This is a genomic window from Nitrosospira briensis C-128, assembly GCF_000619905.2.
In the GTDB taxonomy this organism is placed as follows: Bacteria; Pseudomonadota; Gammaproteobacteria; order Burkholderiales; family Nitrosomonadaceae; genus Nitrosospira; species Nitrosospira briensis.
Map to the genome: position 1 here is coordinate 227,410 of NZ_CP012371.1, position 12,578 is coordinate 239,987.

General features: G+C 49.4%; 12 protein-coding genes and 1 tRNA gene. 9 read left to right on the forward strand and 4 right to left on the reverse strand.

Features of this window, described 5'->3' with window-relative positions:
* The first annotated feature begins 39 nt into the window (after nt 1-39).
* Together F822_RS01060 and F822_RS15060 are read left to right on the forward strand one after the other, a co-directional pair.
* On the forward strand, nt 40-528 hold the full coding sequence (locus F822_RS01060; RefSeq protein WP_025039767.1) for a DUF2441 domain-containing protein: 489 nt from the start codon (nt 40-42) through the stop codon (nt 526-528).
* A 299-nt stretch (nt 529-827) separates the two neighbouring features.
* The gene (locus F822_RS15060; protein WP_156304311.1) at nt 828-1,028 is read left to right on the forward strand and encodes a hypothetical protein; all 201 of its coding nucleotides are present in this window, start codon (nt 828-830) and stop codon (nt 1,026-1,028) included.
* On the opposite strand, the gene F822_RS01065 is transcribed toward F822_RS15060, so the two are convergent.
* Nucleotides 1,003-1,377, reverse strand: a complete 375-nt coding sequence (locus tag F822_RS01065; RefSeq protein WP_025039766.1) for a hypothetical protein — start codon at nt 1,375-1,377, stop codon at nt 1,003-1,005. The two genes, F822_RS15060 and F822_RS01065, sit on opposite strands and share 26 nt — an antisense overlap.
* A gap of 11 nt (nt 1,378-1,388) precedes the next feature.
* On the opposite strand from F822_RS01065, the gene F822_RS01070 reads away from it, so the two are divergent.
* Together F822_RS01070 and F822_RS15970 are read left to right on the forward strand one after the other, a co-directional pair.
* Nucleotides 1,389-1,985 (forward strand): site-specific integrase, encoded by a 597-nt coding sequence (locus tag F822_RS01070; RefSeq protein WP_156304312.1) that lies wholly within the window; start codon nt 1,389-1,391, stop codon nt 1,983-1,985.
* A 74-nt stretch (nt 1,986-2,059) separates the two neighbouring features.
* Nucleotides 2,060-2,407 (forward strand): tyrosine-type recombinase/integrase, encoded by a 348-nt coding sequence (locus F822_RS15970; protein ID WP_082204570.1) that lies wholly within the window; start codon nt 2,060-2,062, stop codon nt 2,405-2,407.
* A gap of 14 nt (nt 2,408-2,421) precedes the next feature.
* On the opposite strand, the gene F822_RS01075 is transcribed toward F822_RS15970, so the two are convergent.
* Together F822_RS01075 and F822_RS01080 are read right to left on the reverse strand one after the other, a co-directional pair.
* A tRNA-Leu gene (locus F822_RS01075) sits at nt 2,422-2,510 on the reverse strand.
* Between the two features lie 705 nt (nt 2,511-3,215).
* Entirely contained in the window at nt 3,216-3,404 is a 189-nt protein-coding gene (locus F822_RS01080) for a hypothetical protein (protein ID WP_025039764.1), read from the reverse strand.
* 721 nt (nt 3,405-4,125) lie between these two features.
* Here F822_RS01080 and F822_RS01090 point away from each other — a divergent pair.
* Nucleotides 4,126-5,331: a hypothetical protein gene (locus tag F822_RS01090; protein WP_025039762.1), complete on the forward strand. Its 1,206-nt coding sequence runs from the start codon at nt 4,126-4,128 to the stop codon at nt 5,329-5,331.
* Nucleotides 5,332-5,479: 148 nt separating this feature from the next.
* Here the strand turns inward: F822_RS01090 and F822_RS01095 are convergent, their stop codons facing one another.
* Nucleotides 5,480-8,530 (reverse strand): bifunctional diguanylate cyclase/phosphodiesterase, encoded by a 3,051-nt coding sequence (locus tag F822_RS01095; RefSeq protein WP_197272859.1) that lies wholly within the window; start codon nt 8,528-8,530, stop codon nt 5,480-5,482.
* Between the two features lie 848 nt (nt 8,531-9,378).
* Between F822_RS01095 and flhD the strand changes: the two genes are divergently transcribed.
* The 4 genes from flhD (at nt 9,379) to motB (ending at nt 12,515) form a co-directional block, all read left to right on the forward strand.
* The gene (gene flhD / locus F822_RS01100) at nt 9,379-9,696 is read left to right on the forward strand and encodes a flagellar transcriptional regulator FlhD (protein WP_025039760.1); all 318 of its coding nucleotides are present in this window, start codon (nt 9,379-9,381) and stop codon (nt 9,694-9,696) included.
* A gap of 85 nt (nt 9,697-9,781) precedes the next feature.
* Entirely contained in the window at nt 9,782-10,330 is a 549-nt protein-coding gene (gene flhC, locus F822_RS01105; RefSeq protein WP_025039759.1) for a flagellar transcriptional regulator FlhC, read from the forward strand.
* 382 nt (nt 10,331-10,712) lie between these two features.
* Entirely contained in the window at nt 10,713-11,573 is an 861-nt protein-coding gene (motA, locus tag F822_RS01110; RefSeq protein ID WP_025039758.1) for a flagellar motor stator protein MotA, read from the forward strand.
* Between the two features lie 12 nt (nt 11,574-11,585).
* On the forward strand, nt 11,586-12,515 hold the full coding sequence (gene motB / locus F822_RS01115; RefSeq protein ID WP_025039757.1) for a flagellar motor protein MotB: 930 nt from the start codon (nt 11,586-11,588) through the stop codon (nt 12,513-12,515).
* Nucleotides 12,516-12,578: the final 63 nt, after the last annotated feature.

Consider the following 12,578-nt stretch of genomic DNA (forward strand, 5'->3'; position numbering starts at 1 on the left):
AATTCGGTAAAATCTTCACATCAACTGTGAGGAGCAATAATGAAAAAAACTTTCTTTCACGTATGCTCCGTGGTTTTAGAAGTGGGGTCGATTATCAAGCCCGGTAACTGGGGCAGAGTAATCACAATGTATCGGCCCGCGGACTTGAATGCATTGGCTGTCCGCGAATTATGTTATGAAATTATTCGTCTAAAACATTTCTCCGATAAACCAAGTAGGCTCAACTGCATTTTTCTTACTCCCTCGCTGGAACATGCCATCAATTATGTTTCAAGGCATCATTTCACTGGAATTATTTATCGGGTTGAGCCGGTAAACGAAAATGCTTCCTATTTTCTTGCATCAATGAGCACCATTAATTGCCTGAATTTCCCCTACGAGAAAGCGCCCGCTATACCTTATTTAATGACATTGGCTACTGAATACTGGCAAGGGTTAACAGAAATAACACCAGAATGTGAAATACTTATTGACTCACCCGTGCGGATTCTCGCCGTACACAATACGCAGGTGCAAATTTCACGCTGATCCAGGGCGGATTTTATTAAATTCTGTTTCCTCATTAACTTGACAACTTCAAGCTGTTGTTGAAGCCTTTCTAGCGTCACCATCTTAACCTCCTCAACCCGCCCCGAGCGGGTTTTTTTATGCCTTCCTGCCGCCAACATTAGCGGATCTGGGCCTGAAGCGTTTCCGGGTTAATAATAACCAAACCGGCACTCTGACTTATTAGCTCATGCGCAAGGCCAACGGGGTAGACAAAAAAAGGAACCCCTGCATGTTAAGATTTGATTTCCACATCAATAAACTTAACAAGAGGGAGTCCTATGAAAGAGATCGACGATTTATATTCTGAAGTTGCTATGTGTTTTCGTGTGGTAGCTAACGCACTTGAGGCAAAAGGCGTATTAGATAGAGGAGAATTTTTTTCAATCTGTGAGCAGCATTTGCGCACACTCGACCCGGTTAAAGCGAAAGACGCGAAACTGCTTAAGATGTTGGTTACGGGATTCCCTCTACAAACCTAGGCGTTTCCGAACGAGCCATCTCCTCTGAAAACCGACGGAAGAATTCTTCCTTCCGCCTCTGTTGTTCCTCGTACGCGGGCAACCATTTCCCGCGTACTTCATCAATTACTTCCACCGCTCTCTGTCTAAAAGCCCCCTCGGTCGATTGATCCGAGTGCCACGGATCAAGGCCGAGCGTGAGCTTGTCCGTCGATTTAATCTCTTCGTAGCCAAGTAGTACCAACTTCCGCGCCACCAGCAATTTCGCTTCCATAAAACAATCGTCGTTAAACAAGCGTCGCTGGTACACCGTCTGATCGGCACGCTGTTCGTATTTTCCATGCTCTTGCTGTGCATCTATGTGAGTCACGATAGCGCGTGGTGGACGTTCTTTACCGGGATACTCTTCATCGTCTTTCTGCCCTGCTTCCTGCTGTCATGCACGAAGAGAGACACGGTAACGATCAACACGAAAGACGAGGCGCTGGAATAGGCCCAGTCCTTTCCGGAGGATACCGCCTCTCATCGGTTACCAGAATCAAAGACGGGCGTATTGGTTCACAGGATGAAAGGCTGATGATGATTCCAGAGAATTGGAAATTGGTGCCGGTTGAGCCTGATGAAAAAATGCTCAAGTTGGGTTGCGCAGCAGGGTTGTCCATCAAGGCGCTTCTGGATGACGCCCCTTATGCTTGTGATAGAGAAGATCATCCCCATCTAGCTCCGGCAACGCTGCACAACCGCTTGGCCTATCTTAAAGCTGCTGTGCGGTACGCATACAAAAATCATGATATCGGCGATCGAGACTACACGGATAAGATGATTATGCCGGGAGTCAATAATAAACGGCACGTCTACATCAAACAGGACGAATTGCACGAGAATCTTCTTACGCACTGCGAAGACGATGAGGCCAAGGCTATTTTTACCCTGGCATTCTATACCGGCCTAGGTGGAGATCAGAAATACTCATTCTAAAACCCGATCAAATAGTCACAGCAAAGCGGCAGAAGTGGATCAGCCTACCCGACACCAAGAACGGCGCCCCACACATGATACCGATACATCCGAACGCCGCCTGGGCACTTGCGTACATACCGTTCAAGTGGAAGAACTCCTACTATTACGCTCGCTGGTGGAAAGCCAGGTCTGCAGCCGGCCTTGATCATCTGAGAATACATGATGAGCGTCACTCGTTCGCATCAGCTCTTCTGTCCAATGGAGCATCTTTAGCCGAGGTGGGGAGGGCGCTTAATCACAAATCCGCGCAATCCACAGAGCGATATTCCCACCTGTACCCCGAGCGCGTCAAAGAGCTTGTTTTACGCCTTCCTGTGGCAAAAAAATGCGCGCTAGTCAAATCAGTAGCGCCAAAACCAGGCAGAAGAAAAGTAATCTAAGCTATTGTTTTTATTGGTGCCCGGAGCCGGAATCGAACCGGCATGGGCGATTAAGCCCGAGGGATTTTAAGTCCCTTGTGTCTACCAATTTCACCATCCGGGCAATTGATCTTATTCATTATTTTCAGACAAAGTTCGGGTGAACTTCCCTGTGTCCGGCAATAAAGCGATACAAAAGTAAAGTCTTCAGCTGAAAACGGGGTTGATTTTATCACACCCAAAAATCATTGTATTGGCTGGGTTTGCTTAAACTACATCCAGAAAATGATCCTCTCGGCTACCATTTCAAGTGTTGATTTTGTCGGTTACCTTGAGTATGAATTAGATCCTTACCTTGCGCTTACCTCGCGCAATAGCAATACCAAGCCTCCTACTCCGTCAGTTTAGCTCGCAAGTCGACATTATCCTTACACACCTAGTCTGACAGGTGTATCAAAGTCCAATAGGCATTGTCTTCGAAGCTCACGCCCATGGGGATGTTTCCGGACTCAATAGTAGTTTCAAGGATATCAGCTCGTCTTCCCCACGCCCGTGGGGATGTTTCTTAATCTGGCCGGCGCTCTCTGCTTTTCGTGGAGGTTGTTTCTGAAGGAGATGATGCGCCCGGCACTTGACCATCCCGTCATATGGCCAGCCACGCGGCAAGCGTTATTAGCGTTGGGCTCAGCAAGGCCCAATGAATTAACGCAGGAAACCGGGAAACACCTTACATTAAAACTTTGCTATAGCTAAAGCGTATTACACACCTCTGATGGCCAATCCAGAAACCGACTTCCTCGGGCTTTTATTGCCCTGCTTGTACTGTTTTTTAAGGTCCCAGATAGGTTGCCAGATTGGTTGCCAGTCCGTATGCTACCCAACCAGTCCAGTATAAAAGAACAGAGTTGTAACAAAATAATAAAATCTTCTCCACGGTCTGCCCCTCTTTCTTCTCCATGGTCTGTCCGTTCTTCTGAAGGTCGATCAAAACGTCATTATTTTGATTTTTCTTCTCCATGGTCTGCCCCTCCTTCTGAGGTCGATCAAAACGTCATCATTTTGATTTTTCCCAATTGCATCTGTGCGTTACATCGCATAAACCACGCACCGAGCTCAGGAATAGGCGGGCATATCGGCTGCTTCTAAAAAATAGGGAATTGCTAAAGGCCATCCATTGCCGCCTCAAAACCATCCTTAATATCGCTCCTTTTATCACTCCTTTTTGAATTTTCCAGCACAGAAGCAGACTGTCTTTGCGATAAGCATCAAGCAATTATCGTACCCAAGGCCTATGGAGCATACTATTTCATGCGGGCACTTACTCGAGATTGCCGAACTAGATGCCGCCGGTGCAACCAGCGATACCCGATGGCTTTATCTCCCCATCCGTTTTTTTATCTTTTCGGCAAAATTATTTTCCATTTGCCGAATAATTTACCGCCCAATAGATGTATACCGGGCTGTAAACCGTCAGGACTTTGCGTCGGATCAAAATTGGGAATAAACGATTTGTTGTAATTCTCGCCGGCATTTTCTCCTGTTGAAGCATCTCTTGTAATTCTCGTCTATATTTCTTCTATCAGTCTTACGCTTGCACCGCGTGTTCGGATCCCAACCGCTCAACCAAGGCGACTGAGCAATCGGCCACCTATGAATCGGCAGTTGACCTTGCCGTTGTCGGCGAGTTCCGCAATAGCTGGCTCTTTACCGTTTTTGGCTAATATTTCCGGGGAGGTTGCATGAAAAAATATCTCATCAACTGGGTTATGTTCGCCGCTTTAGCCGTTTGGTCTTCTTATCCGGCACTGGCCGATACGGCTGCGAATTCAGCTATCGGCCATAGCAAGGCCCCGATTTTTTCAAACAAGGAAAAAATCGTCTTTAATCTGGAAACGGACTTTGTTGATTTATGGAAGCACCGCGCACCCGCCAACGCGGAAGTACCAGAGGAAATAAAAGAGTTTGAAACGCCTGGACGTCTCACTTGGGAAGACAGGACCGGCAAGCATGATCTTCCGGTACTCGTGCAATTGCGAGGCAATACCAGCCAGTCCGAATTGCAATGTCCATTTCCGAAGATGACCCTGAATTTTGAAAAAGATCAGGCGACAGACGAAAGAGTCTCGAAAGGGACGCTGTTCGATGGTCTGAAATCTATCGGAATAGGTACCCATTGTGGCGGCAAACCCGGCGCTTCAGTGCGATTTCGCCGCGTTTGGGGAGGCCAGTCGCCGCATCGGGAAGCCCTGGTATATAAAGTACAGGAACTCCTTTCCATTCCGGGTTATCAAGCTTCAGCGACAACCTTCAGCTATATCGACCGCAACACCGGTAAGGGGCCGGTTGAGCCGCAGCCCAGCGGATTTGCCGTAAATCGCCCGATGCCCGCTTTTTTTCTGGAGAATATCAATACTTTTGTGAAGTATGCGGATGGGAAGGAAATTCGGTCTGCAGACTCCCGCTTTAAGGATACGGACAAGCTATATATTTTCACAAGCATTGTCGATGCTCCAAGAGATGCGCGCGCCGCCGGTTTGGTGATCGATCCTATTGATCCCAAAGCTATCATCCGTATCATGTTGTTCCAGGCGCTGGTCGGGAATTACGATTGGCATTTGCGTATTTCTCGTGATGATTCCGATGACTCCGGTAGCCTCTGGAATATTAAAGTTGTCGAAACCGACCATAAATGGATCGTTTTTCCTTATGACTATGATTTGGCCGCTTGGGTGAAGTTGGATAATTCTCCTCCGGAATTGCCCAGTTTCGATAACAATTTTTACAAGCCGGCGGATATTTCCGTGGTCGTGGCCGAGTTCAAGGAAAAACGCTCTGATATCGAGGCCTTGGTGGATGATTTGGCCAACGAAGATCAAAGTGGAGCAAGAAGCATAAAAGAACAGATCAAATCTTTTTACAATGCGTTGGATAGAAGATTTCGTTAGCCTTTCATCGGACGAGTATTTATGAATCTTCAATTGGATAGGCACAAAGGGATGAAGCAACCGAGATGGCCAACCAGCGGCGCCCGTGTCTCCCTAAACCTCGCTGCCAACTGAGTACATTCTGGTTGCTTCCCTGCTATTGTTCCGCCTATTGCCGCTGCATAAATTCATCGAACTGATTCAGCGGCAGCGGTGGACTGAACAGGTAACCCTGATAAGCAGTGCAGCCATGTTTAGCGAGGAAATCTTGCTGTGCTCCGGTTTCAACCCCCTCTGCAATCACCGACAACCCCATACTTTTCGTAAGAAGCAGGATGGCGCGAACAATGGTTGCGCTATTCGCATCGGTCAACACGTCTCTCACGAAAGACTGGTCTAGCTTTACCCAATCCAGGGGGAGGTGTTTCAGATAGTAGAGCGAGGAATAACCAACGCCGAAGTCATCCAGCGCAAAACCCACGCCCTTGGCTTTGAGCGTCGTCATTTTAGCAATGGCGTCATCCATATTATGTACCAATATGTTTTCGGTAAGCTCAAGCTTTAGCCTCTGGGGATTTGCGCCGGTTCGATCGAGCATCAAGATTACCAGTTCGACAAAATCCGGTTGGCAAAATTGCCGCGGGCTGATATTCACCGCAAGATGGAGCCCGGCTGTCTCGGGCCGGGCCGACCAAGTCGCCAATTGAGTACACGCGGTTTCCAGAATCCAATTCCCCAAGGGAAGAATCAAGCCGTTTTCCTCGGTTTGAGGAATGAATTCAGCCGGAGGCAACAGACCGCGCCGGGGGTGCTGCCATCGTATGAGTGCTTCTACACCTATTACTCCATAGCAGTCCACCTGGGGTTGATAGTGGAGCACAAACTCATTTCTTTCCCAGCTTTTGTGCAGGTCCGATTCCAGCACGACGCGAGCATCCATTACCGCTTGCATACAAGGATCAAAAAAACACATGGTGTTGCGACCTGATGCCTTGGCCTGATACATTGCCAGATCCGCATGTTTCAGCAGCTGATCCGTTGTCAACGACTGATCATTGAACAACGCAATGCCGATGCTTGGTGTGCTGTGGTGTTTGGAGGCACCCAAATTAAAAGGCCGATTGAACGCAGCAAGAATTCTTTCGGAAATGGTTTTTATTTGAGCAACGGCTTCGTTGTGATTTTTACTAAAGTCAGCCACCAGCACGACTACAAACTCGTCGCCACCCAGGCGAGCTACAGTGTCGCTTTCTCGTACACAAGAGATCAGGCGGGGGCCGACCTGCTGTAGCAGCACATCACCCATGTCATGGCCGAGGGTGTCATTGAGCAATTTAAAGTTGTCCAGGTCGATGAACAGCAGCGCCCCCATGCGCCGGGTGCGGGCGCTGGCCGCCAGAGCTTGCCGCAATCGGTCGAGTAGCAATTGTCTGTTGGGTAGACCGGTCAAGGAATCGTAGAAGGCGAGATACTGGATTTCATTCTCCGCTATCTTGCGTTGCGTGATATCGGTGTTGATCGCCAGGATCGACTGCGATTGTCCTTTATCGTCTCTAACCAAAGTCCAGTGGGCTTCAGCTATCAACACACTGCCATCCTTGCACCGCTGTGTAATTTCGCCCCTCCATTCCCCCGCATTCAGCACTGATTCGATCGCTTCAAAGAACTCAATATCATGGTCATGTGATACCTCCGCTATTGATTTGCCGACCACTTCTTCCGACGTCCATCCATACAGCCGCTGAGCGCCTTGATTCCAAAACTGAATACGATGATCGATCCCACAGACAATAATGGCGTCTGTTGCTTTGTCAAGCAGGGACGCCAGCTGGCGAATACGCGCGTCAGCTTCCAACCGTGCCTGTTTAGCTCGTTTTCGCGCAGTAATATCACGGAAATAGATAGCCAGGCCTTTCTCGGAAGGGTAGGCGTGGACTTCGAACCATTTGCCGAGCGGTACGTAGAAATCCTCAAATGTCCCCGTAGAATTTTCAATCATCGCCCGATGAAACTCGCGATCGAAAATCGTACCGGTTGCCTCCTTGAATTCTTCCCAAATTACTTTGCCCAGAAGATCGGAGCGGGCACGCCGTAGCAGATTTTCCGCTTCCTTGTTTACGTATGTAAATCGCCATTCTCGGTCGAGCGTGTAAAAAGCATCGGTAATGCTTTCCAGTATCCTTTCTGTCCCAAGCTTCGAGTTTGAGAGCTCAAGTGTTACCGCCTGTTGCTCCTCGATAGCGGACAACAGTTTTTTATTTGCTCTCCCCAGCGCAGCAGCCTTTTCTTTATTTACCGAAAGAATAAAAGATACGATAGCCGCCAGAAAGCTAACCGTAATTCCGCCAAGCAAAACAAAAAGCGCTTCATAACTGTCTATGGCTTTTTCAAAGACCGGACGTGAAGCCGCTTCGAGCGTCCAGGTCTGTCCATAAACAGATACAGGGATTATTCTTCGGAAACGGCTTGAGGTAACCTGTCCCGACTTTTCGTCACTATCGAAAAGGAGAGAACTCTCGATCAGTTCTTTGCCATCAAAAATCTTCAAATGGAAGATTTCAAGGTCAGTGCCGAGAACGGCACATATGAAATCCTTCATCCTGAATGGCGCATAGACATAACCGACAAGAGATGAACGTCTTTGTTCCAGCATGTCCGGGAGTTGTTCCACTCCGTAATAGGGAATATACATAAGCACACCGGCCTGAATATCCTCACTCGTTTCCTGGACGAGTGTTATCTTGCCCGAGAGAGTGGCTTCGCCGGAATCCCGCGCATGCGACATAGCTTTGCGCCGAACAGGATTCGTATACATGTCATAACCCATGGCGCGCAAATTCGTTCCCACGAACGGTTCCAGATATATGATAGCTGTATACTCCTCCCGAGGATCGGATGGCCAGACCTGATATTCAGGGAACCCCTGCGAGCGTATTGCAGCAGTATGGTCAGGGAGCCTTGAAGGGAGGATATGTTCGGCGAAGCCCACTCCATGGATTCCTGGATAATTCTCATCTATCCGCAGGGTTTCCACATATATACGCCAATCATCGCGCGAAACGGAGTGGGAGACACGCAGCAATCCCAAGCCACCTTTCAAAACCTGTTCATAGCCGGAAAAATGGTGCTTGATTTTTGCGGTTGCCTGGGTCAAGGCCGCGTCAAATCGATTATTCGCATTTTTCTCCTGTAGATCTTTCACAACCAACCAACTTGCCAAGGTAAGTGCCAAGAAAAACGCAAACGTCAGAGCAGCTATCGTGGGACGTGAAAGAGTCTGTTCGACAGAGAGGCGATGTGTGTAGATATTTATCTTCCACCTCAATAATTAGCGAGCTGTATATCAGTAAAGATTATGGCTTAGCCATAATTTTCCGATCGGGACGCTGCCAACGATATGCTGATCCTGTGATATGGGTTCTGTCAGAAACATGTAAAATGCGGTGTTATCGCGACAGTCCGGAGAGTTCCTTAGGAAGTCAATTCCGCACGTTTTGCCGCTTGCTCCAGGAGAATTTAGTCACGAAATAAAGCACCCCGCCGCAAGCAGCGGGGTATTAACTGCGCTCTTACAATCCGCTGGCCTTCAGCCAGCCTTCGCCCCAAGGGGTGGGGACTTAAACCCGCAGAGGTTAAACATATCGTTTTATTGTTATGTAAATTGCATTCCGTGCTTTTGTCGGTATTTGAAATGATTTTTGGTGTAAAGAACGAAGTTCTACCAAAATCTTAGTATTTTATTTTACGATCCGTCTTCGCTACCTGCGCTATCCTAGCAAGCTTTACAAGCGCAAAAAATATTTTTGTTTGCGTCTAAAGATCTGTCTGAGATGCACGTTATGTAACTATTAAGTGGTATGGCATCGCGGAGATTTGACAACTGTTTCTGTTCCATTCAGCCTGAATACTGATCATTCCTCTCTCAAGGATTCATGTAGGAAAAGGATTCATGTAGGAAAATTTCCTACATGAATCCTCAGCAGTTTCCTACATGCAAATCGGATGGATTCGGGTTTTTCCACATCGTGCAACCCTGCACAATTCATGCATTACAACGATGGAGGAAAAATGAAAGCTTACGAACTGACGTCCGAAATCAAGGAGCTCAACCTGACCTACCTGATGCTGGCCCAGCAGATGGTCATCGCGGATAAGGATATGGCGATCTTCCGGTTGGGGATAAGCAAGGATATCGCTGAAATACTGGAGGTTTTGACACCCGGACAGATACTCAAGCTCTCCAATTCCAATATGATGCTGTGCCGTATACGTTTCGATGACAGCCTGATCTTTGGCATGCTCGCCAATTACAGTAAAGGCAAGACCATGGCCCAGTCCCATGCGACGATTCTGTTGGCGGGTCAGCCTGTAGAAGAAATTTCCTGACATCGGGTCAATTCCTGGCATCAGGAAAATTCCCCGATCGAAGATATTTCCCGAATTACCGGATACTGGACATTGGAGCGTCATCATGCGTAAAAAGAGCGTCGTATCGGAAGCCCGCGAGATTCAGGCCTCAATCGAGATGATCGACCTGGGTGCCCGCCTGCAATTGCTGGAGAGCGAAACCAGCCTGAGCCGGGAGCGTCTTATCAAGCTCTACAAGGAATTGAAAGGCGTTTCCCCTCCTAAAGGGATGCTGCCCTTTTCCGCCGACTGGTTTCTGACCTGGCAGCCCAACATTCATTCTTCGGTATTTGCCGATATTTACCGCTACCTGATCACGCACGCTGATTGCCGTGGTATCAAAGCCATCATCAAAAGCTACAAACTCTACCTGGAGCATTGCGAGATAAGCGAAATGGAACCGGTGTTGAGCCTGACTCGTGCCTGGACACTGGTGCGCTTCTTCGAGGGCAAGATTCTGCAAACCGCACCGTGCGTACAGTGCGGCGGACACTTCGTCGTACATGCCAATGACCTTCATCACCGCTACGTGTGCGGATTATGCAACACGCCGTCACGCGCCGGTAAAACCAATAAACCACGGGCACAAACGTTCACTGCGGTGCTCGCCTAGCATTCTGCCGGGCTTGAAGAATCGCAGCAAAAAATGAACTGGCCAGCCGATTTCCTGTAAGTTCGACAGGCTGCTGGCAACCAACCTCCCGGCGTCATCGATCCGGGAGGTTCCTTTTCTCCTCTGGTTGAAATCTTTTCTTTCCCCGCGCTTCTCTCTCACTTCTCTTCCGGTTTTTCGCTATTTCCTCTCCTAAAGTTTACCGGGTTCCGGCCGTTACAAAGGTGGAGTATTTCAGTGTGACTGCCTTTGCTCCAATGCCGGTGAATCAGGCCACGTACTGCACGCAATAACCGGCAATGGCTGGGCAATGGCTGCCGACACCGGCAGCGCTGATTATGCAATCAGCACAACAATTCGAACTGGAGAAGTGTAGGGGAATATGCTAATAATAATCGGAACTCTCGTCGTTCTCGGATCCGTATTCGGCGGCTATGCTCTTGCGGGCGGACACCTTGCCGCGCTGTTCCAGCCGGTCGAACTGCTGATTATCGGTGGCGCCGCATTGGGCGCCTTTGTACTGGGCAATACAGGCAAGGCGCAGAAAGCCACGCTCAAGGCGCTGCCGAAAATCGTGGAGCGCCCGAAGTACACCAAAGCCATGTATATGGATCTCATGGGTCTGCTCTACGATCTTCTTGCCCGGGCGCGCAAGGAAGGGTTGATGTCAATAGAACACGATGTAGATGAACCCCACGAAAGCGCGATTTTTGCGAACTATCCGAATATCCTGGCGGATAAGCAGGTGCTGGAGTTCATGACAGATTATCTGCGCCTGATGGTGGGCGGTAATCTTAACGCATTCGAGCTTGAAAACCTGATGGATAACGAGATCGAGACCCATCATCAGGAAGGCGAAATACCAGTACAGTGCATCAACAAGATAGCCGACAGCATGCCCGCCTTCGGGATCATCGCGGCAGTGATGGGTGTAGTGCATACCATGGCCTCGGTGGGCCTTCCCCCGTCGGAATTGGGCATATTGATTGCCCAGGCGTTGGTTGGCACCTTTCTCGGCATCCTGCTTGGCTACGGCTTGGTAGGTCCGCTTGCCGGCGTGCTGGAGCAGAAACTCGGGGAGTCCACCAAGATATTGCAATGTATCCGGGTGACGCTACTTTCGAGTATTAACGGCTATGCACCAGCGCTGGCGGTCGAGTTTGGCCGCAAGGTACTCTACTCGACCGAACGGCCCAGCTTCAGCGAGCTGGAAGATTGTGTCAGGCAAACCAGAAACAAATAACAGGAAGCGGTCATGGCCGACCAACGCCGTCCCATCATAATTCGTAAAATCAGGAGACCCAGCCGCCATCACAGCGGGCAATGGAAAATCGCCTATGCGGACTTCGTTACCGCAATGATGGCATTCTTCCTGCTCATGTGGCTACTGAGCTCCTCCAGCAAAGCCGAACTGCAAGGCATTTCCGAATATTTTCAGACGCCACTGCAGATCATGCCCTCGAAGGGTGCTGGCACCCACAATGGCACAAGCATAATTCAGGGTGGCGGCCAGGACCTGGCGCAGCACAGGGGGCAACTCAGGAAACACAATTCAGATGCTGACGCGAAGCCTCTCAGTCTCAAGACGGCGCAGGCCGAACTGGAGCGTCTCGATGCGCGCAGGCTCGAAGATTTGAAGGACCGGCTGGAACGGTTGATAGAATCCAACGCGACCATGCGCCAATTCAGGAAGCAGCTGCTGGTCGACATTACCACTGAAGGGCTGCGTATTCAGATTGTTGACGACCGAAACCGCCCGATGTTCGCGCTCGCCAGAGCTGAACTGGAACCTCATACCAGGGATATCCTGCAAAAGCTCGGCGACGTGCTGAATGAGATGCCGAACAAGGTCAGCCTCTCGGGTCATACGGATGCAACCCCCTATGCGAGCGGCGAGAAGTACTACAGCAATTGGGAACTGTCGGCGGACCGGGCCAATGCCTCGCGGCGTGAACTTGTCGCGGGCGGCATGAGCGAGCAAAAGATCATGCGGGTGGTCGGTTTAAGTTCCGCTGCGCTTTTCGATAAGGATGACCCCGTTAATCCCATCAACCGCCGCATCAGCATTATTGTAATGAGTAAAAAAGCCGCGGCGGCTCTTGACAAGGAAGGTGGTGAAACCAAAAAAATCAAAAGCGGCACGGTATTGAATTCGCAAGCGCTACGCCTGGTTGCCAGCAGTTAAACCTGAATCCGGTAGTTAATCGCTCTTTCAAGAAAAGGCTCGATGATGGTTACGCTAGTAGGT

Bases quoted from the DNA above. Each gene is read 5' to 3' on its own strand.
- flhC (WP_025039759.1), top strand. From the start codon at position 9,782: ATGCGTAAAAAGAGCGTCGTATCGGAAGCCCGCGAGATTCAGGCCTCA.
- F822_RS15970 (WP_082204570.1), top strand. From the start codon at position 2,060: ATGATACCGATACATCCGAACGCCGCCTGGGCACTTGCGTACATACCG.
- motA (WP_025039758.1), top strand. From the start codon at position 10,713: ATGCTAATAATAATCGGAACTCTCGTCGTTCTCGGATCCGTATTCGGC.
- F822_RS01080 (WP_025039764.1), bottom strand. From the start codon at position 3,404: ATGGAGAAGAAAAATCAAAATAATGACGTTTTGATCGACCTTCAGAAG.
- flhD (WP_025039760.1), top strand. From the start codon at position 9,379: ATGAAAGCTTACGAACTGACGTCCGAAATCAAGGAGCTCAACCTGACC.
- F822_RS15060 (WP_156304311.1), top strand. From the start codon at position 828: ATGAAAGAGATCGACGATTTATATTCTGAAGTTGCTATGTGTTTTCGT.
- motB (WP_025039757.1), top strand. From the start codon at position 11,586: ATGGCCGACCAACGCCGTCCCATCATAATTCGTAAAATCAGGAGACCC.
- F822_RS01090 (WP_025039762.1), top strand. From the start codon at position 4,126: ATGAAAAAATATCTCATCAACTGGGTTATGTTCGCCGCTTTAGCCGTT.
- F822_RS01060 (WP_025039767.1), top strand. From the start codon at position 40: ATGAAAAAAACTTTCTTTCACGTATGCTCCGTGGTTTTAGAAGTGGGG.